At 47.2% G+C, this 20,750-nt stretch carries 15 protein-coding genes; 8 read left to right on the top strand and 7 right to left on the bottom strand.

Going from position 1 to position 20,750, the window contains the following annotated elements:
* Nucleotides 1-38: 38 nt before the first annotated feature.
* Nucleotides 39-1,952 (bottom strand): glucokinase, encoded by a 1,914-nt coding sequence (locus tag H8K36_RS14465; protein WP_186917306.1) that lies wholly within the window; start codon nt 1,950-1,952, stop codon nt 39-41.
* A 617-nt stretch (nt 1,953-2,569) separates the two neighbouring features.
* Between H8K36_RS14465 and glk the strand changes: the two genes are divergently transcribed.
* The 3 genes from glk to H8K36_RS14450 are packed head-to-tail and all read left to right on the top strand — an operon-like array spanning nt 2,570 to nt 6,888.
* Nucleotides 2,570-3,577: a glucokinase gene (gene glk, locus H8K36_RS14460; protein WP_186917209.1), complete on the top strand. Its 1,008-nt coding sequence runs from the start codon at nt 2,570-2,572 to the stop codon at nt 3,575-3,577.
* Nucleotides 3,567-5,495, top strand: coding sequence for a glycoside hydrolase family 13 protein (locus H8K36_RS14455; protein ID WP_222611236.1), 1,929 nt, complete (start codon nt 3,567-3,569; stop codon nt 5,493-5,495). The genes glk and H8K36_RS14455 overlap by 11 nt, the downstream gene beginning before the upstream one ends.
* 46 nt (nt 5,496-5,541) lie before the next feature.
* On the top strand, nt 5,542-6,888 hold the full coding sequence (locus H8K36_RS14450; protein ID WP_186917208.1) for an alpha-amylase family glycosyl hydrolase: 1,347 nt from the start codon (nt 5,542-5,544) through the stop codon (nt 6,886-6,888).
* A 74-nt stretch (nt 6,889-6,962) separates the two neighbouring features.
* Here the strand turns inward: H8K36_RS14450 and H8K36_RS14445 are convergent, their stop codons facing one another.
* The 4 genes from H8K36_RS14445 to pgmB all read right to left on the bottom strand — a co-directional run bounded on the left by H8K36_RS14445 (nt 6,963) and on the right by pgmB (nt 13,187).
* Nucleotides 6,963-7,634, bottom strand: coding sequence for a thiol:disulfide interchange protein DsbA/DsbL (locus H8K36_RS14445; RefSeq protein WP_186917207.1), 672 nt, complete (start codon nt 7,632-7,634; stop codon nt 6,963-6,965).
* A gap of 200 nt (nt 7,635-7,834) precedes the next feature.
* A complete protein-coding gene (locus H8K36_RS14440) occupies nt 7,835-9,493 on the bottom strand; it encodes an alpha-amylase family glycosyl hydrolase (protein ID WP_230404656.1) in 1,659 nt (552 codons plus the stop codon).
* A 472-nt stretch (nt 9,494-9,965) separates the two neighbouring features.
* Entirely contained in the window at nt 9,966-12,278 is a 2,313-nt protein-coding gene (locus H8K36_RS14435) for a family 65 glycosyl hydrolase domain-containing protein (RefSeq protein WP_186917206.1), read from the bottom strand.
* A 177-nt stretch (nt 12,279-12,455) separates the two neighbouring features.
* Entirely contained in the window at nt 12,456-13,187 is a 732-nt protein-coding gene (gene pgmB, locus H8K36_RS14430) for a beta-phosphoglucomutase (protein WP_222611235.1), read from the bottom strand.
* Between the two features lie 280 nt (nt 13,188-13,467).
* Here pgmB and H8K36_RS14425 point away from each other — a divergent pair, with 280 nt between their 5' ends.
* Complete coding sequence (locus H8K36_RS14425; protein WP_186917205.1) at nt 13,468-13,773, top strand: single stranded DNA-binding domain-containing protein; 306 nt, start codon at nt 13,468-13,470, stop codon at nt 13,771-13,773.
* A 319-nt stretch (nt 13,774-14,092) separates the two neighbouring features.
* Nucleotides 14,093-16,231 carry a S9 family peptidase gene (locus tag H8K36_RS14420; RefSeq protein WP_186917204.1) on the top strand — a complete coding sequence of 713 codons (2,139 nt, stop codon included), beginning with the start codon at nt 14,093-14,095 and terminating at the stop codon, nt 16,229-16,231.
* Between the two features lie 124 nt (nt 16,232-16,355).
* On the opposite strand, the gene H8K36_RS14415 is transcribed toward H8K36_RS14420, so the two are convergent.
* Complete coding sequence (locus H8K36_RS14415) at nt 16,356-16,718, bottom strand: glyoxalase superfamily protein (protein WP_186917203.1); 363 nt, start codon at nt 16,716-16,718, stop codon at nt 16,356-16,358.
* A gap of 62 nt (nt 16,719-16,780) precedes the next feature.
* Entirely contained in the window at nt 16,781-17,209 is a 429-nt protein-coding gene (locus H8K36_RS14410) for a hypothetical protein (protein WP_186917202.1), read from the bottom strand.
* Nucleotides 17,210-17,427: 218 nt separating this feature from the next.
* On the opposite strand from H8K36_RS14410, the gene H8K36_RS14405 reads away from it, so the two are divergent.
* The 3 genes from H8K36_RS14405 (at nt 17,428) to H8K36_RS14395 (ending at nt 20,625) form a co-directional block, all read left to right on the top strand.
* On the top strand, nt 17,428-17,685 hold the full coding sequence (locus H8K36_RS14405) for a TIGR03643 family protein (RefSeq protein ID WP_186917201.1): 258 nt from the start codon (nt 17,428-17,430) through the stop codon (nt 17,683-17,685).
* A gap of 186 nt (nt 17,686-17,871) precedes the next feature.
* Entirely contained in the window at nt 17,872-18,348 is a 477-nt protein-coding gene (locus tag H8K36_RS14400) for a DUF4124 domain-containing protein (protein WP_186917200.1), read from the top strand.
* 387 nt (nt 18,349-18,735) lie between these two features.
* A complete protein-coding gene (locus H8K36_RS14395) occupies nt 18,736-20,625 on the top strand; it encodes a S41 family peptidase (protein WP_186917199.1) in 1,890 nt (629 codons plus the stop codon).
* The last annotated feature ends 125 nt before the right edge of the window (nt 20,626-20,750 follow it).

Raw genomic sequence — 20,750 nt, 5'->3', positions numbered from 1 at the left:
GAAATTCCGATGCCCTTGCGACTCAAATTGAACAAAAATTAGCGACTATGAGAAGTCAGCTTAGCGAAAGGGGATGCTAAGCTGACACCCGGCGCTTCATTGCGCGCAGCAGGCTTGCGCGGTGTTGCGCGCGCTTCGTCGAGCCGCTCATCGGCTTCACCAGGCATGGCGCCATGTGCTTGCGGATGGCGGCGCATTGCTACACCGACAGCTAACATGTCGATGACCAGCAAATGCAAAATACGCGATACCATAGGCAAGTGGGTCGTGACGTCTTCAACATGATCAACAATCAGAGCAACATCCGCTTTGCGTATCAAGGGTGAATGGCTGGCAGCAATCGCAATCACCTTAGCACCTCGTTCACGTGCCTTCTCAGCCACTTCAAGCAACTCGGGTAAACGACCACTACTGCTACTGATCACCACCACATCATCCGCATTCAATACACTCGCGGACAAAGACTGCAAACGTGAATCCGTATGCGCAATGCTAGGAATACCTAAGCGCAGAAATTTGAATTGGGCATCTTGTGCGACCACGCCATAGTGACCAATCGCATAAAACTCAAGTTTCTTAGCGTGATTAATCAAATCAATCGCACGCTCTATCATGTCGCGATTAAGTTGACTACGAACCTGTAAAATTGAAGAGGCAGTATTACCGAGCACCTTGGCACCGAGTTCAAGTGCGGAGTCATCATTTGTCACCTGAATATGAGTAACAGGTACGGTGCCAGTGAGGCCGGAAGCAAGACGAAGTTTAAAGTCGGATAAGCCTTCACAACCTAAGGAACGGCAGAAACGAATTACCGTAGGTTGACTGACATCAGCTGCTCGCGCAATTTCGGCGATAGGATCATTCACCACTGCACGAGCGTGGGCCAAGACATGTTCGGCAACACGCAATTCAGCAGGAGATAAATCAGGGCGAATGCGTCGAATTTGACTCAAAATCGCCGAGCCGGGGTCTTGATTCAAGCTGCGCAATTGTGCATCTAAAATCGATGAAGCCCCAATAAAAGTGGCGTGCTCAGCGGTGATCACATAAGTCGGAATCGCTGCCACATAGCGACTAAATCGTCCCTTCTCTTCAAATCGCTGACGAAAACTGGAAGTCTCAAAATATTTTCCTAGACGTGGCACGATGCCACCGCCAATGTAGATACCGCCCATCGCCCCTAAAGTAACTGCGAGATTCGCCGCCGCTGTACCCAATAAGGAACAGAAGACGTCGAGTGCGTCTTCGCAATGGCGATCAACACACTCCAAAGCACGTTGCGTGATTTCAGGTGCTTGTAAATCTAAGGCGGCTTCGCCAGCATGTTCAGCCAATGCGCGATAAATGAGCTCTAGTCCAGGTCCAGAAACTAAACGTTCAAAAGAAACGTGCTCGAAGTCTTTCCAGACATAACGCAAAATCGCAATCTCGCGTTCATTGCGCGGCGCGAAGCTCGTGTGCCCACCCTCTGAACCTAGAGAAATCCAACCGTCACCTGCCGGGATCAAACCAGAAACACCGAGCCCACTACCAGGACCTAACAAACCAACTACGCTTTGTTTGCGCGCTTCTCCGCCACCGACTTGACGCACATCATTGGCTCCCAAACGCGGCAAGGCCATCGCTAATGCTGTAAAGTCATTCACGATCAAGAGCGTATCGAAGCCCAACTTTTGACGCATTTCTTCAATCGAGAACTGCCAGTGATAATTGGTCATGCTGACCATATCGCCATCGACTGGATTCGCGATCGCAACTGCTGCATGAACGATACTCAAGGCTGGTAAGCCATCTAAATAAGCACGCATTGCAGCATAGAAGTTAGGATAGTCCTCACAACGCAGCGACGCCACATGTTGGAAATCGCCCTTGCTCATCTCCAAAGCAAAACGGGCATAGGTGCCACCAATATCGGCCAATAAGCGCGGGCTATCAAATTCCTGCGCGATCATCGCTTTGCTATTCACTATCTTTCCTTTTTTTCATTTTTACTGCGTTCTGGCATGACCGGGAACGTTCTTGACCGTTTTGCCCCCCCCCCAGTTAGCGATTACCGGGCGCGGCAATTTTCTTCAACCTACTTGCCTCAGGAGATCAAATAAATTCGGAGTTTTCCGAGTTCTCGGAAGATTTCCCTGTGTGCAATTTTTCTAGTATTTGCATTGTAGTCTGACTAGAAAGCGAGTGAAAGTAATTTTCAACTTCAAACAAATCACTTGTACTTTTCCTCACCGCAATAAACATATGTAACTGGACTACAAGTATTTTCTCAAGGGTCTATCGTAAGAAAATAAAGAGCCTCTTTGTATCAGCGTTTTAAAACCTAGGCTGCCATTTTACTCACATCATTTACTTGTACTACAACAAGCTGCGCCAGCGATACGACACTTTCAATAGCAATTTGAAATAAAAGAACAAATCACTTGAATTGAATCTGTAGTTTTGCTACATTTATCTAAAATTTATATATTGCACCCTCTCCCTGAAGCAAACCAGCATCGAGGATAAATGGGGCATCAACAACAAAATGCACGAGCCACGACCTCGTGAATGAACGACAAGAGACGCCATGAGCAATAGTTCTATTTCGCCATCCTCCACTTCCAGCTACCCGTGGCTCGTTGCCGACATTGGCGGCAGTAACGCCCGTTTTGGCTGGATCACCGATAACAGTGGCGACATCAAGTATGTCAAAACTTTGCCTGTCGCTGATTTTGCGACGCCAGTTGATGCCAGCGCACATTATTTAGGCAAACTCCAACAAGAACTCGGTGCCGACTATCAAGCACCACGCTGCGCAGCATTTGCAGTTGCAACCGCAGTTGGACAAGATCATATTAACTTTACGAATAGCCACTGGAGCTACTCGCAGGCGCAAGTGAAAGCGGCATTGCAGCTCGATACCTTCCTGACCTTGAACGATTTCGAAGCTCTTGCGCTCTCTTTGCCGCGTTTGAAGGCTGACCAAATTCGACCCCATGCAGAGTTGCCGCAACACCATGGCACCTTGGCGGTGATTGGCCCTGGCACTGGCTTAGGTGTGGGCTCTGTCATTGAAAGCAAACATGGCTGGATCGCGATTCCTGGTGAAGGTGGTCACGCCACCTTAGCCGCTACAGATGATTTCGAAGCGGCAATCCTCGATGCTGTGCGTGAAGAGTTACCGCATGTTTCAGCTGAGCGTCTTCTCTCTGGTATTGGATTGCCCACGCTTTACCGTGCGGTTGCGCGCTGCGCCAAAGAGAATGTAGAAGCCTTGAGTACCGAACAAATTGTTGAACGTGGCTTGTTAAATCAATGTGTAATTTGTCGCAAAACCTTAGACGCATTCTGCGCATTGCTGGGAAGTTTTTCGGGCAGTGTCGCATTAATCGTTGGTGCGCGTAGTGGCGTGTATATCGGCGGCGGCATCGTCCCACGCCTTGGCGACTTCTTTTTTCAATCACGTTTCCGCGAAAAATTTGAAGCTAAGGGACGCTTGCACGGCTACGTTTCGCAGATTCCAACAGCACTTATCACAGACACACTGGCAGCGCTTTCTGGTGCTGCCTTAGCGATCGAGCAAAATGAAGGCTAACCCCATGCAGCGCCGGTTCCCCACACGCAATACCCTTGCGATCATCGGCGCTGCTTTTTTTTTAGCTACTTCATTCACTTCACTTTCAGCGCCACTTCGTCAGCTCGAACAGAATAATCAAGCGAGTGCCACGGCAAAGATAGATCGCATAGAGCCATCTTCTTGGTGGGTAGGTATGCAATCACCTGCATTGCAATTGATGGTCTATGGCAAACATCTCGACGGCCTTGAAGCACGGATTCAGCACCCAGGAGTCTCGCTGGTCAAAAGCAGTCGTCCAGAAAATGCACACTACCTCTTCCTCGATCTTCTCATCAGTCCTGACGCTGCAGTCGGTAATGTTGAAATTGAATGGCTCAGAGACAACAAAGTTCAATTCAAGAGTAATTTCACTTTGAATGCTCGCCGTCCTGGTTCGCCCCAGCGTTTAGGTTTTACGCCTGCCGATGCGATTTACTTAGTCGTCCCAGATCGTTTTGCGAATGGCGACACCCGCAACGACACGATTGCAGGCATGCGAGACCCTGCACAACGCAACGTCCCTGGTGGTCGCCATGGTGGAGATTTACAAGGTCTTACCCAACATCTCGACTACATTGCTGGACTTGGTTTTACCATGTTGTGGCCAACCCCTTTGGTCGAAAATAATCAAGCGATCAATTCGTATCATGGTTACGCTGCAACGGATTTCTATCGAGTCGATCAGCGCTTTGGCAGCAACGAAGACTATCGCCAACTGGTGACCCAAGCCAAGAAACTTGGCATGGGAGTGATTCATGATGTCGTACTCAACCACATCGGATCGCAGCATTGGTGGATGCAAGACCTGCCTTCACATGACTGGCTCAATCAACACCCCACCTATGTGGAAACCAACCATGTACGAGCCACGGTGCAAGACCCTCATGCATCAATAGAAGACCGCAACAAATTCGCGGATGGCTGGTTTGTGCAAACCATGCCTGACCTTAATCAGAAAAATCCTTACCTCGCCAACTATTTAATCCAAAACGCGATTTGGTGGATTGAGTATGCAGATCTATCCGGTTTACGGGTCGACACTTATTCCTATTCAAACAAGGAATTTCTTGCCCAATGGTCGAAGCGAATCACGGACGAATACCCCCTTATCAACCTGGTTGGTGAAGAGTGGAGTATGAACCCCGCCATCGTTGCGTACTGGCAGAAAGACAAAGTTAATCAAGACGGTTATCGCTCCTATATGCCTAGCATGATGGATTTTTCCGTCTACGAAAATCTACATACAAGCTTGGTTGGCGGTAAAGATGGCAAAGCAGATATAGGGAAGCTTTATCTCGCAGCCACCGACGATTTCCAATATGCACACCCTGAAAATCTCACCATATTTGAGGGCAACCACGATACCCCACGCCTGTTCTCCGCGCTAAACCGAGATCCTGCATTGCTGAAAATGGCAATGATTTATTTGGCGACCATGCGCGGCATCCCGCAAATGTTTTATGGTACTGAGATTTTGATGACCAGTCCCAAAAAACGCGACGACGGTAAAGTCAGAGGGGACTTCCCAGGTGGTTGGTCTGGCGATCGTGTGAATGCCTTTAGTGGTGAAAACCTTTCTAAGCAAAGTAAATCCACACAAGACTTCGTGCGCAATTTATTCAACTGGCGTAAAGCTGAAAAAGCAATTCATGCCGGAAAGTTTCTCCACTTTTTACCGCAAGATGACTGCTACGTGTATTTCCGTACCAGCGACAAAAAAACGATTATGGTGGTAATGAATCGCAAGGAAAAATCACAAAGCTTGAACACGAGTCGATTTACCGAAGTCTTGAAAGGTTTTTCGAAAGCACGCGATGTTTTGAGCGGTAGCACACAAGATATTCGCCAACAGATACAGATTGAGGGTAAGACTGCCCACATATTTGAACTACAGTAGTATTGTTTGACCCATCCCCCCCGAAAAAAAATAGAGAGGCATCCGCATGAACCGTTTAATTTTCTCCCTACTTCTGAGCATAGGCGCGATCACAGCCCTACCTGCCATGGCTCAGAAAAATTCAGAAGTTGTACACCCGGCTTGGAGCAAGAACGCAACCATTTACGAAGCGAATATTCGTCAGCATTCAAAAGAAGGTAGCTTCCAAAAATTTGAAGAATATCTGCCTGAACTGCAAAAGATGGGCGTCAAGATCATTTGGGTGATGCCTATCAATCCTATCGGTGAAAAAAATCGCAAAGGGACTCTAGGTAGCTACTATGCCGTGCGAGATTATCGCGGTGTCAATCCTGAATTTGGCACACCTGCCGATTTCAAACGTCTAGTAAAAGCCGCGCATGCTCATGGTATGAAGCTCATTATTGACTGGGTCGCTAACCATTCCGCGTGGGATCACGCATGGGCAACACAGCACCCAGAGTTCTATAAAAAAGACAAAGATGGAAATTTTGTGCCGCCAGTGCCAGACTGGGCAGACGTCATCGCCCTCGACTACACTAATCAAAATCTACGCAAAGAGATGATCGAGGCGATGCGTTTTTGGTTGAAGGAATATGACATCGATGGTTTCCGTTGCGACGTTGCGGCAATGGTGCCGACTGACTTCTGGAACGATGCACGTAAAGAACTCGACAAAACCAAGAAGGTATTCATGTTGGCCGAGGCGATGGAATGGGACCTGCAAGAAAAAGCCTTTGACATGACTTACGGTTGGCAATACAAAGACCTGTGGGGTGACATCGCCAAAGGCAAAAAATCAGTTAAAGATTTTGATGCCTATTTGAATGGCGAAGAGAAAAACTATCATCCAAACTCCTATCGCATGTTGCACATCACTAATCACGATTTAAATAGCTGGGAAGGAACCGAATTTGAACGTTTAGGTGATGGCGTAGAAGCTTTCTTAGTCTTGTCGAATATCATGCCTGGCATGCCATTGCTGTATAGCGGCCAAGAAGCAGGCAACAACAAAGCCTTAAACTTCTTTGAACGCGATCCGATTCAATGGAAAGATCATCCGTACAAGCAGTTGTACACTAAGTTATTCCATCTCAAACAAAGCAATAAGGCGTTGTGGAATGGTGTCGACGGCGGCCCTATGGTGCGTTTGAAGACAGGTAGCGACGAACAAGTTTTTGCCTTCTCTCGCGAAAAGGCCGGCAATAAAGTGGTAGCCGTATTCAACCTCTCGAGCAAACCACAAACGGCAACTATCGACGCAGCCTTAGCTAGTAAGGGTCTCAAAGACATTAGCTCTGGTAAAGCAGCACCGACTGGCGCTCAGGTGAAGTTGGAATTAAAACCTTGGGAATATAAAGTATTCGCGAAGTAAGTCGCCACTGAGGGTTAGTACAAATAAAAAAGCCGGGGAGATCCCGGCTTTTTTACTCATGATAGAAAATCAGATTATTTTGCAGTACGTTCTTTTTGTGCTTTCGCAACCAACCAATCTAACACCGGCAAAAGTGCACGATTTTGCTCTTCTTCACTGACTCGGCCACGAGTGGACACGGCCATCGTTGGTGACGTGATCAAACGCCCATCAACAACAACCGTTGGCCATGAATTTACTTCGTAATCGGCCATCGTCTTTTCCATGCGGCCAAGACGCGTTGTGACTGAGAACGAATTGTAGGCGTTGAAAAAAGCAGTCTTATCAATGCCCAATTTCGTTACCATCTGCCCGACTTGCTCATTCGTTAATAGACGGTTATTTTCAACGTGGAAGGTGTAAAACACTTTAGCGTGGTACTGCTCAACCTTACCCATAGCCTCGAGCGCATAATAGGTTTTCAATTGTGCTTCAACGCCAGGGTTCAATACATGCACACGCTTAAAATTGATCTTGTCGCTGTTTTTCTTCACCCAATCTGCCAATAATGGTTCGAGCGCATTGCAATGCGGGCAGTAGTAAGCAAAAAACTCAATGACTTCAATCTTTTTACCAGCATCGGTCGGCTGCGCCTGACGCAAATTACGATACTCACGTCCGTTCTCTGGATTACCCACCGCTGCGCTAGCAGATAAAGCAAGCAAACCCAAACTCAAGCCAGCAATCATATGTTTCAAAAAACGCATATTCTTCTTCCTCTAAAGATTGGGAAATTCCAGCTTTAGGGCAAACAGCCGCCAGCAAAATCATTAGCTGCGAATGCCATCACCGAACTTCCAAAAGTTTTTGTTGTGCGCAGAAGTATAAACGTAAAAGCAGATTTGGTGAAAATCCGCTGCTTATCTCTTACTAACGGCGGAATGTGGGTGATGAGCGTAAAAGGAGTTCAATTACTACGTTGAATGCCAAACCAACCGCCATAGGCAGGCAAATGAACTTGATCGCCTTGAACCGAGGCCTGCAGGCCATGTCCGGTCAACCCCATCGCCTCACTGACGGAAGGCAATCGGCACACGACCGCCTCGGCACTTAAGTTAAAGACCGCGATCACACTTGGTGCACCGGGCAAATCCCGTTGAAAGGCCAATACAGGCTCTGCGATATCAAAGAAATGGATGGAGCCACGTAAAAGTTGGGGAATACTTTTACGCCAACGAATCACCCGACGGGCAAATTGCAGCATCGAGTCAGGGTTTGATTCCTGTACTGACACCGCTTGTTGTTGGTGCTGTAGTGGCACCGGCAACCAAGGTTTGTGGTTGGAAAAGCCGGCAAAGGCTTGCTGCGCATGCCAAGGCATCGGTGTGCGGCAGCCATCACGACCTTTCACTTCAGGCCAGAAAGACAGACCAACTGGATCTTGTAGATCTTCGTAGGCAATTTCAGCCTCGGTTAAGGCCAATTCATCACCTTGATACAAGCACGGCGTGCCTTTCAGAGCCAACTGCATCGTCAATATCATCTTAGCGAAATCAGGGCTTGCTTGCGCGCCGCCCCAACGGCTCATCACGCGCGCCACATCATGATTACCTACCGACCACGAAGCGCCACCGTCTTTCACCCGTGCTTCAAACGCTTCAACTTGACGGCGAATGTGGGTCGCACTAAATTCAGCAGTCAACAAATTAAAGCTATAGGCCATATGCAAACGGCGCTGCCCTTCGGTGTATTGCGCCATCACTTCCAATGCGTCGTCGGCACCAATCTCTCCAATCGAAATGGCTTGATACTCGTTGAGTAAAGCGCGCACGCGCTCTAAAAAAGGCAGATTCTCAGGACGAGAATTATCGTAAATATGCGCCTGCATCCCATACGGATTCGAAGCCGCGACATTTACTGTATTTTGCTTGGCAGCCACAGGATTATTGCGCAATAAAGGATCATGAAAATGATAAATACAAGCATCCATACGGAAGCCATCAACCCCGCGCTCCAACCAAAACCGCATATTCCGTAAATGCGCTTCTTGCACTTCCGTGCAATGGAAGTTCATATCTGGTTGGCTAACAAGAAAATTATGGAGGTAGTACTGGCAACGACGCGTATCCCATTGCCATGCCGAGCCCCCAAAAATAGAAAGCCAATTATTGGGTGGCGTGCCGTCCGCTTGCGGGTCTGCCCACACATACCAATCGGCTTTAGGATTATTGCGATTAGAACGACTCTCGACAAACCAAGGATGCGATTCGGCAGTATGCGACAAGACTTGATCGATCATAATCTTCAGACCCAATTCATGCGCACGTGCGACCAATACATCGAAATCCGCCAAACTACCAAACAAGGGATCGACATTACAATAATCTGCGACGTCGTAACCAAAGTCTTTCATCGGCGACGTAAAGAATGGTGATATCCAAACGATGTCCACGCCCAAACTCGCAATGTATTCCAAGCGACTGGTGATACCAGGCAAATCACCGACACCATCGCCATTGCTATCCATAAAGCTACGCGGATAAACCTGATAAATCACGGCTTCACGCCACCAATTGGGATTCTGTGTAAGCATAGTCATCAAGTTCGGCATCAAATTCGTCATCATTCACATCGTCAAATTGTAGCGCATAGTGAGTGCGTTGAAGTATTCAAATTACTCGCATCGTCTGCGAATCAACCATATCAAAAACGAACAACTCTTCTTAGAAAAACTTTTAGCCGTTTCCCCGAGCAATACGAAGTATTGCGAGGAAGAGTAGAGGCCCGCGACTCCAATTCCACCAACCGCAAATCGTTTATTTGGTGTGATGCACTAAGAGCCGTCCCGAGCAATACAAAGTATTGCAAGGAAACGACCGCTAGTTCCACCAAACATAAATCGTTTAGTTGGGATGAAGTGCTAGGCGCTTCCCACAGCAATACTCCAATATTGCGAGGACAAGCAACAACGCAATTCGCCCAGATAAACGATTTGGAAAAGAATAAAAAAAGCCCCATGCTTATAGATCTATAACCATGGGGACCGAAACTCATCATCGGATCCTTCTACCCTGCCGATGTGAGCAAGAATTTCTGTATTAACGAGCGACGCTCAGTATTTGGCGCGCTGGCAAATTTTTCTCCGCGCCATACACATGTACGTTCAATGCCGTATCGGATTCGTTTTCCAAGATCACCGCATTTGGCGTCACGGCTACTTTAACCAAGGCACCACGGAAAGTGATGCGGAAAGAGTAGCCTTGCCATTGCTTCGGTAATGCTGGAGCCAAACGCAATTGGCCTTGTTGTACACGCACGCCACCAAAACCTTCCACCACGGACATCCACGTACCCGCCATCGACGTAATATGCAAGCCATCATCGGTGTCGTGGTTGTAGTCATCCAAGTCTAAACGCGCGGTACGCAAATAGAATTTATACGCTAAGTCTTCATAACCCAAAGACGATGCCAAGATCGAATGTATACATGGCGACAAAGACGACTCATGTACTGTCAATGGCTCGTAAAAGTCAAAGTTTTTACGCAAGGTCTCTTTGTCGTAATTCGCTTCGAAGGTATAGATGCCTTGCAAGACGTCGGCTTGCTTGATGTAGCACGAGCGCAGAATACGATCCCATGACCAATTCTTATGAATCGGGTATTCGCCTTTTGGAATAGCAGACATCGGTTGCAAATCTTTATCCATGAAACCATCGTGCTGAATAAAGACACCGGTTTGCTGATCGACTGGCAATACAATCTTCGCGGCGATATCACTCCACGCAGCGAGCTCATCTTCTTTCGCACCAAAGTTGGTCTTTTGTACGATCTCGGCATAACGTGCTGGATTACTTGCTTGCACTTGCGCCAAAGATTCGCGTGTGTAGTTCAAGGTCCATTGCGCCAACAAGTTGGTGTACCAATTGTTATTAACGTTGTTCTCGTATTCGTTAGGGCCTGTCACACCAAGCATGATGTAGCCATTGCGACGGTCTGACCATTGCACGCGTTGACGCCAGAAGCGTGAAATCGCGATCAAGACTTCCAAACCATATTCAGCCAAATAGCCTGTATCACCGGTATGGTTGATGTAGTTATAGATCGCAAAACTCATGGCACCGTTACGATGAATTTCTTCAAACGTAATTTCCCATTCGTTATGGCATTCCTCACCGTTGATAGTCACCATCGGATACAGTGCTGCACCGTCTTTAAAACCTAACTTAGCTGCATTCTCTATCGCTTTTTGCAAATGCTTATAGCGATACACCAAAAGTTGACGAGCGACTTTCGGGTCTGCCGTTTTCAGGTAGAACGGTAAGCAGTAAGCTTCCGTATCCCAGTACGTCACACCGCCGTATTTTTCGCCAGTGAATCCTTTCGGGCCGATGTTCAAACGCTCATCTTCACCGGTGTAGGTTTGGTTCATTTGCAGAATATTGAAGCGAATCGCTTGCTGAGCAGCGACATCGCCTTCAATCGTGATATCGCACTCAGCCCATTTCTGAATCCAAGCATCGCTATGTTCTTTTAACAGCGTATCGAAACCTTTGCTCATCGCTGCTGCTGCACTCTTCTCCGCATCACTTTGGATAGCAGCTTTGTCGGAATACAGTGAAGAAATCACAGCAGCATACTTAAACAAGGTTGCTGTCTGGTCTTGTGTAGCATTCACTTCAACGACGTTCGCCACAAATTTGTCTTGAGTGACTACTTCAGCATTGATCGCTTGTTTTTCACCAGCGAGAGCAAGCTCAATCGCAAAGGCTGTAGCCACATGGAATTGTGTCTTTTTGGTTTCGCCCGTGATCACCGCGCTGCCATTACCTGCTGCACGCGACACTTCTGTCCAAAATTGCTCGTCGTAGTTGGAGTCTTGATTGAAGACGTTCAAATCGATCAAGGGTGTAAAACGAATCTTGCCGGAGAAGTTTAATGGCGTCACTTCATAACGAATCACGCCATTGTCGGCATCGACAATACTCGTGAAGCGTGTGGAGCGCACTTGCACTTGCTTACCGGATGGCAGGGTTGCGACAAATTGACGCTGCAACAAACCTTCACGCATATTCAGGACACGCGTAAATGCAGAGACTTTGGCGGTGGCCAGATCTAATTCCTCACCATCGATGGCGACGTTAATACCGATCCAATTGGTGGCATTGAGGACTTTTGCAAAATACTCGGGATAACCATTCTTCCACCAACCCACGCGTGTTTTATCTGGATAATAAACACCCGCCACATAGCTACCACGCAAGCTACTACCGCTATACTTTTCTTCAAAGTTAGCGCGCTGGCCCATCTTGCCGTTACCAATGGAAAAAATACTTTCGGAAATGCGGTTCAAAGCAGGATCAAATCCTTCTTCGATAATATTCCACGGGTCTTTCTTAATATAGTCTCTCATTTTTTACTTATCCAAATCGGTAAAACTGGAACGCCGGATACGCTCTATACACACCCTACGCAGGCTAACTACCAACAAACTGCGTACCCGGCTTTCCACACTCTCGGGGGGGAGAAGGTTTTTATTTCAAATCAACTGACACATTCAAATCGAAATCAAATTGCCATCGCAACAAACTTAAGCGGGCAAGCGCGCCAAGACATCATCAACGCTAAGCCCTGAAAAATTAGCCAACACGGTATGCGCTGCATGCAGCACAGATGCTTCACCGATACCGACGACCGCCATCTTGGCGTTCAATGCGGCTTGTACACCGGCGACTGCATCTTCAAACACCACACACTGCTCTGCATCCACCGCCAACTCTTGGGCGGCTTTGAGAAATACTTCAGGATCAGGTTTCGCTTGGCTCACTTTATTGCCATCGACGATGGCGTCAAACTCATTCACTAAGCCAATGCGTTCCAAAATCAATACCGCGTTCTTACTCGCCGAGCCCAACGCGACTTTCATCCCCTTCGCTTTGGCCGACTGCAAAAATTCAGCAGCGCCAGGGAGAATTTCTTCTGGGCCGATCTTTTGTATGTATTCGAGATACCAGCCGTTCTTGCGCGTTAAAGCTGCTTCAAACTCTTCTGCGCTGAGCTGCTTACCACCCAACCGCAAAATTAATTTCAAAGACTCGATGCGACTCACGCCCTTCAGCTTCTCGTTATCGTGTTCGGTGAAATCAAAACCGAGGCTATTTGCCAAACGCTTCCACGCCAAATAGTGATATTTGGCGGTATCGACGATCACACCGTCGAGATCAAAGATGCAGGCAGTTTTCATAAACGGATCTGGTTGGTACAACAAACAATGCAGCGCTGAACTGATGTTCTCCAATTTCTGTTCTCTATTGCGATTCACATCGTTCCCAAGGAACTACTCGCTAGAGACTCAATGTAGATTGGTTCAACTACATTCAAACAAATTCAAAGCGCTTTGGACTGCTTCGAAGTTTAATTCAAAGCGCTTTGAAAAGTAAAGCGAAATTCAGCTTATTGTGTTGTTTTCGACCGCACTTTTTATGCCGCACTGCACACAATATGTTGATATTTCAATGGTTTAGCAGAATTCACCTCAAGCTCACACCGAAACCACAAGCCATGCTCTACAATGCCCTTCCCAACCACTTGAAAAATCAACAATGATCGATGCACTTATCTCTGGCCGCCTCCATGGCAATGCCGAAGCAGGACAAGGCCAAGGTGGCTCACGCTACGTCACTTGTAAAGTTAAAGTGATGACCGATGATGGCGATACCCTCTTATGTAATGTGATTGCCTTCAATGACAAGCTTTGCCAGCAATTGCTGCAATTAGACGATGGTGCCAGTATCAGCCTGAGCGGTGCATTAACGCCCAAAGTCTGGACAGACAAACAAGGCAATGCCCGTCCGGCCTTAGACTTAGTCGCCCACAGATGGCTGAGTTTGAACGAAACAAAGATCTAAGCAAGTGGCATTCAAGCAAGAGACGGTCGACCAAATAAACATTCTCAAGCGACGAACGCGTTTTTTTTGTGCAGAACGACGAATGGTCGAAACTCTTCTTCGTAAATATTGTCGAAGATCTTGCAAAACAGATATGATATTGACACGTTACTCTCGCACCAAAGCCTGCTTAGTGTGAGAGCGATCAAATTGAGACTTCTGTGCAAAGTCGTGTGCGTCCGAAGCTTCATTCGAAACTCGAACGCACAGTATTTTGTGTAGATGTCTCAAACAACCAGTATCGTTTTTTCTCTAGATTCTCCACCCTGATTGGAAAACTATGATTTTTAAGAACCTACCTATTTTGGGCGCCACTGCAGCGATCAGCATGCTAACAAGCACTCTATCAAACGCACAAACGGCAAGCGCCCCCACAGCCCCTGTAGCCGCTAAAGTGCAATGGTCAGAAGTTCGCCATGGCGAAACAGTGACCGACGACTATCGCTGGCTACAAAAGAAAGAAGACCCAAAAGTCATCGATTATTTGAATGCAGAAAATGCCTACACAGTCACCATGACAGATGGCGTGCAAGCCTTGGCCGATAAATTGTTTGCGGAAACCAAAGGCCGCATGAAAGAGACAGATTTATCAGTACCTGTCCGTCGCGGCAAATACTACTATTATTCGCGTACCGAAGCAGGCAAGCAATACAGCATCAACTGCCGTCGCTTGGCCGACGCCAATATGAATTACGATGAAAAAGCGGCGGAAGAAATTTTGCTTGATCAAAATGAACTCGCGAAACCACATAAGTTCTTTATGGTGGCAGGTAGCTTGGTCAGCCCAGATGACCGCTACTTAGCGTATTTGACTGACACCACAGGCTATCGTCAATTCAAATTGCAAATCAAAGATTTGAAAACAGGCCAATTGCTGAGTGATAGTGCAGAACGTGTCACCAGCTTTGCTTGGGCAGCCGACAACAAGACCATGTTCTTCGTCCAAGAAGATCCTGTCACCAAGCGCTCAGACCGCCTGTTCCGCATGGAAATTGGTAGTACACCGACCGAAATCTATAATGAAAAGGTCGAGCAATTTGGTATCGGCGTCGGCAATAGCCACGATAGAAAATTCATCGAGTTGTATGCCTATGCGACAGACACCTCTGAAACTTGGCTCTTACCTGCAGACCAACCCCAAGGTAAATTCAAGTCGGTCTTAGGCCGTGAAAAAGGTCACCGCTACAATATTGATCATCGCGATGGCATGCTCTTTATTCGTACCAATAAAAATGCGAAGAACTTCAAGCTGGTGATGGCGCCCGTTGCCACTCCAGACGCCAAGCATTGGAAAGAATTGGTCAAACACGATGACAAAGTTTTGCTCGGCAATGTCGAGGTTTTCCGTGACTATGTCGCCGTGACCGAAAAAACCAATGCACTCAATCGCACGCGCATTTATAACTTCAAAACTAAGCAGTGGAAAAACGTCAGCTTCAATGATGAAGTGTACTTAGCGAATAGCGCGGGCACGCCAGAATTCACCTCACAGAAGTTGCGTATGTCTTACCAATCACCAACGACACCTTCCATGGTGATCGACGTTGATATGGCAACTGGCAATCGCACGGTCTTGAAGCAACAGGAAGTCGTGGGAGGCTATGACGCCAGCAAGTACGAAGCAAAACGTTTGTGGGCAACAGCGAAAGATGGCGTTAAAGTACCACTGTGGGCGGTCTACAAAAAAGGTGTGAAGTTTGATGGCACCGCACCAACCTTGTTGTACTCCTATGGCAGCTATGGCATTCCAACTGAAGCCGGCTTCTCTATTAGCCGTTTAAGCTTACTTGATCGCGGCATCATTTATGTTCAAGCCCATATTCGTGGTGGTAACGACCTCGGCGAAAAATGGCATGAAGATGGTATGTTGATGAAGAAGAAAAATACCTTCACTGACTTTATCGCAGCAGCTGAATTCTTGATTCAAGAAAAATGGACCAGCAAAGATAAGCTCATTATTCAAGGTGGTAGCGCCGGTGGTTTGTTGATGGGTGCGGTCGTCAATATGCGTCCTGATTTATTCAAAGCAGCACACGCAGCCGTGCCTTTCGTCGACGTCATGAACACGATGATGGATGCTAGCTTGCCATTAACGACAGGTGAATATCTCGAGTGGGGCAATCCAAACGAGAAAGCCGCTTATGACTACATGCGTAGCTACTCTCCATACGACAATATCGAAAAGAAAGCCTATCCAGCGATGTTGGTGACAACAGGTTTGAACGATAGCCAAGTGATGTATTGGGAACCCGCGAAGTATGTCGCCAAATTGCGCGCACATAAAACAGATAGCAATCCTCTGCTCTTGAAAACCAATATGGCCGCTGGTCACGGCGGCGCATCGGGTCGCTATGACGCTATCAAGGAAAGTTCATTCAACTTTGCTTGGATGTTGTCACAATGGGGCATAAAAGAGTAAATGAGGAATAAATACGGAGTAAATAAGGAATAAAGCATCTTTACTCGGTAAAAACAAAAACGCCTCGATTTAAAATTCGAGGCGTTTTTTCTTTGATGGCCCAGCTTCGGTGATCGTCTAGCTGCTACTCGATCTCTGTATAGAAGGTAATACGATTTCCAAACGGATCGTTAATCGTCATTTGACGACTACCCCAAGGCATATCTTGGCAAGAAGGCCGCGCATTGCGGTACTGCTTAGCGTTCAACCGGGCGCACATCGCATCCACATCATCGACTTCAATTCGCAACTGCGTGCCAGGTGCGCCATCGCCAAAGTGTTCGGATAAATGCAAGGTGCAAGCATCGCGTACAAGACCCAGATATAAAGGGGTATTCGGCTCGAAGCGATGCTCGAACACGACCTCAAACCCCAAGAAATCAATATAGAACTCACGCGCGAGCTTTTCATCAAAGCTGCGGAAGATGGGTGTGGCATGTTTAAACATCGTTGGACCTCACAGATTAAAGATTGCGGTTTGACGTTGAGTTCGACTTGAGCTCACATCACTTAGTTCCAAACGTCGCGCAAACCCTTGAAAATCAAGGCCGCCAGAATCAAGCAAAACGCAGAACTCAACCACCAAAACAAATCACTATTCCCGCTGAAATATGGTTTCAGAAACGGAAAAAGAAGACCACGCAAACCCAACACCAATGCGAAGCACGCGAGCAGATATTGCGCATAAGGGATAGGTCGAACGACTCCAGCCAAAGACAAACTCAAAACAGCAAACACCAGCAAGCCGACACCAACAACCGCAGCCATCACATACGGCTGAGGATGACCGTGCTCCGCCATCGACACCACGACCTCACCTGCCCCCAAGATACGAAACAGTTGGGCTCCGAATATCAAACAAGCAAAATGTAAGGCAGAAGCGATCAAGGTAAGGATCGCGGACAAAGAAAGCGCAACGTTAGCTTGAGCAAACACCATAATGACTATTCCCAAACAAATACTTAAAAATAAAGATTAACACACAAACACTTCAATTCATCAAACTCACGACCTTGGTCATGCATGACCCGCTAATCACGGTCTGCAAACCATAGAAAATACCCAGCTTGGGCTACACTCACGCTATGGTAATTTCACAGCACCAAACCTAATCCAGCTATTCAGCAGTTTTATTCACAACACACCAAGCAAAGCCTATGCAACAACTAGATCAAGCGAGCATCGATAGAGTGATACAAATGGCCTGGGAAGACCGCACCACCTTCGACGCTATACAAACTCAATTCGGCTTAACAGAACAAGCGGTGATTCGCCTGATGCGTTCGGAAATGAAAGCCTCGAGTTTCAGAATGTGGCGAGCGCGTGTGACTGGACGTAAAACCAAACATCAAGCCTTGCGCGGTAAAGAAGTGATACGGTTTAAATCTTCTGATCAGAAGAATCGGGATTTTTGAACATAAAACGTAGAAGCCAGATCTACGCTAACCTCGATCAAGAGAACGTCGAACAATCACCACTCACACCTTCTATGCGGCGCGGCTGGCGTTGACCAATTTCAGCGATTCAGTAGAAAATTTACTGTGTCAAATGGCAGACGATTGATGAATTTTGGTAGCCAACCCAAACAATGAAGTTTACACTTGCGCTCAATATCGAAGCAAAGCGTGCTTCAGCCTCGAACAAGGTTTGAAGTATTGAATAGTGAGAAAAACCGGCGGATATTTATGATCAAGACAGTTGCAATCAGCGCTCTACTTTTGTCGGCCACACTCACGCCGCTTGCTCAAGCGCAAGTAAAAAAATGCACTGACAGTAATGGCAAGGTCACTTATGCACAATCAACTTGTCCAAAAGCGACCCAGAAGGATCACACCTTAATGAGCTTCACTCCCACCAGCTCAGCCAAACCCAATCAGGGCAGAGATTTGTCAGAAGAAAGCAAAGCCTTTAACCAACGCCAGGCCCAAAGAGACTATTTGAATTCGGTTGAGACGCAAAATCGTATGGCTATCGAAGCCTTCCACAAAGCTGCGGACAAGCCACTGGCGCCAGGACAAGTGCGAGAAACCACTCTGACTTTTACTAATCCTAAAATGGATATGAAGTCTAAGCGTTAAATCCTACGGCATCGAAGATCAGGTCGAACACCGAATTTATCCTTCATGCATCTCTACATTTTTGAGGCGCAGACCAGTAGGCATTCACCTCAAAGACAGACGAAAAATAAGCGAGATACGAACTCTCCTCTGTCATGATTTTCACGCACATCAATATCGCGGCGAAAGTTTGATCGCAAATCAGTGCACATCCAACTCACTCTTCAAATTTCGTTCTTATTTGATTCATTTTTTGAGATCTAGTTCTGTTGCTTTTTGAAGTGGGTGCCTGCTGATACGGAAAATGTTCTGACCGGCGAAGAACGGATATGTTTATTTTCTGACATATCAGATTAGAATATGAAATTGATATGTAAGTTCATTTAACAATTTCGTCGCGTCCACATTATGCCCAATTCTAAGATAGCTCTGCATACCAAAAATTCCATCCACTTTATTCTGATCAGCGTTTTATCCCTAAGCTTATTCGGTTGTGGCGGCGGTTCGTCCAATACCACCAACGTGCCAAACACAACGCCCATTAGCGACACAAGTAGCCAACCAAAGCCTCTCGAGATCATCAGCTTCGAGAACAAGCTCCCACAGCTAGCGATGTTGACTAAAGTCGCGCATAACATCGAATTTTTCCATCCAAGCGATGGCGTCGCCGACACCGATTGGGACACATTCTTGCCATATGCCATGTATCGGATTGCCAAGACGAATTCGACCGACGAACAGGTTTCCGTTCTAAATGAATTGTTTTCGGGAATCGCGCCGTCAGTCAAATTCAATAGCAACACGACGGGTCCAACATTTTCACCAGACACCGATTTATTGGTGTGGCAAAACACCTCTTATGTCGACCAAAATGCAACCGCATTAGAAAAGAGCGATTCCAGTTATAGTCGTAAGCGAGTCTCCATCAAAGCGGCCGATCTGGGAAAGAACCCGCGCCTGGCGAATGCAAGCTTCGCACGCTATTCAGTCGATCAAATTTCTATTCTCCAGCCTCTTGTTTTAGAAACCAAAGCAGGAAAAACATTGCCAGCCAGTAGTGCATTTGCCTTGCCAAAATCGATCAGCCTCTCGAAAAGCTTCGACAATCCTTATCAATGTCTCGCCAGCGCCGCAAAAATCTGGGCGGTACTTGATAACTTCTGGCCGTACTTCGCTGACATTGAGGTGGACTGGGATGCCGAGCTGATCCCTCTTTTAAAATCCTGCAATACGACAGAGAGAGCATCGACAGCATTAGATTTGGCATTGCGCCTCGCGCTCACCAAACTTCAAGATGGACATATGGTGTTAGAAGTCCCAGGCGCCTTGCCCTTACGGTTCACACCCAACTTTAGCCTGTTGATGGTAGAAGACAAAGCAACCATCATCAAACCCGATGCCCAAGGTCTGCTTGACATTGGTGACGAAATAACTGAAATCGATGGCAGTTCAGTTTCCAGTTTGCTGCCGACAGCAAAGCGTTCTACCTTAAAAGATACGCGCGATACCGCGAGCGTCGCCTTACGGTCACTACTGCTGCGCGACAGTATCCGTCCAATTAAACTCTCAATCCGAAAAGCCAACGGAGAAATCCAAAGTAAAACGTTCAATGCAGACACCACCCCAACGCTAGGTGCGTCGACAATCGAGCGCTACTTTTACTCGATGCCCAGTGCCGTTTACCAAGTGTTACCCAACAACATTCATTATGTGAACGTCTCACGACTCCCAAAGGCAGACCATGCCGACACGATCAACAAATTAAAGTTAGCCAACGGCATTATTTTAGACATGCGCTCTTACCCTTCATCAAATAGCTTCTGGTGGGAATTTCTCAGCCACTTTAGCAAAGACGCTCTGATCGACCCGCCTATTTATATGCCATACGCAAATGCCCCTAACCGTGCCAATTGGTTCCGAGAATTAACAGGTGAAGAAGTGCCTGCATCACTACCCACCTTAAGCACGAATGTCGTCGCACTCTCCAGCCGCTTTGGTATTAGCCAAACCGACCAAGTGCTTGGCTTTGCACAGCGAGCTAAAATCAAAATCATTGGTGAGCAAACAGGCGGCATCAACGGAGAAGTCACAACGATATACGTGCGTGGTGAAAATTCAGTCGATCTCCAATTAAAATTCACTGGCACCGAAGTGCGGCAACTCGATTTGAGTCGCCATATCGGCATAGGAATTAAACCGGATATCACAGTCAATCAGTCTATTGCGGGTATTCGTGCCGGGAAAGATGAGATCCTAGAAACAGCGCAACAGATTCTGCTTCGGCCATTAGGAAAATAAGTAAGAACGATCAACGCAACGCAATTGACGCTCGAAAAAAAAGGCGGTCATGGTCTGACCGCCTGCTTTAAAGATGGAACGTGTATGAACAAGCTACATCGTCGATTTCTCCGTTTATTCCGAGG

This window comes from Affinundibacterium nitidum, assembly GCF_014284155.1.
Lineage (GTDB): Bacteria > Pseudomonadota > Gammaproteobacteria > Burkholderiales > Burkholderiaceae_D > Undibacterium > Undibacterium nitidum.
Note: the sequence above shows the minus strand (reverse complement) of the source record. Positions and strands in the feature narration are given on the sequence as shown.

Coding starts and splice junctions, on each gene's coding strand:
- H8K36_RS14435 (WP_186917206.1), bottom strand. CDS start 12,278: ATGAGAGACTATATTAAGAAAGACCCGTGGAATATTATCGAAGAAGGA.
- H8K36_RS14440 (WP_230404656.1), bottom strand. CDS start 9,493: ATGATGACGAATTTGATGCCGAACTTGATGACTATGCTTACACAGAAT.
- H8K36_RS14405 (WP_186917201.1), top strand. CDS start 17,428: ATGCAACAACTAGATCAAGCGAGCATCGATAGAGTGATACAAATGGCC.
- H8K36_RS14415 (WP_186917203.1), bottom strand. CDS start 16,718: ATGTTTAAACATGCCACACCCATCTTCCGCAGCTTTGATGAAAAGCTC.
- H8K36_RS14395 (WP_186917199.1), top strand. CDS start 18,736: ATGCCCAATTCTAAGATAGCTCTGCATACCAAAAATTCCATCCACTTT.
- H8K36_RS14455 (WP_222611236.1), top strand. CDS start 3,567: ATGAAGGCTAACCCCATGCAGCGCCGGTTCCCCACACGCAATACCCTT.
- H8K36_RS14450 (WP_186917208.1), top strand. CDS start 5,542: ATGAACCGTTTAATTTTCTCCCTACTTCTGAGCATAGGCGCGATCACA.
- H8K36_RS14445 (WP_186917207.1), bottom strand. CDS start 7,634: ATGCGTTTTTTGAAACATATGATTGCTGGCTTGAGTTTGGGTTTGCTT.
- H8K36_RS14465 (WP_186917306.1), bottom strand. CDS start 1,952: ATGATCGCGCAGGAATTTGATAGCCCGCGCTTATTGGCCGATATTGGT.
- H8K36_RS14410 (WP_186917202.1), bottom strand. CDS start 17,209: ATGGTGTTTGCTCAAGCTAACGTTGCGCTTTCTTTGTCCGCGATCCTT.
- glk (WP_186917209.1), top strand. CDS start 2,570: ATGAGCAATAGTTCTATTTCGCCATCCTCCACTTCCAGCTACCCGTGG.
- H8K36_RS14425 (WP_186917205.1), top strand. CDS start 13,468: ATGATCGATGCACTTATCTCTGGCCGCCTCCATGGCAATGCCGAAGCA.
- H8K36_RS14420 (WP_186917204.1), top strand. CDS start 14,093: ATGATTTTTAAGAACCTACCTATTTTGGGCGCCACTGCAGCGATCAGC.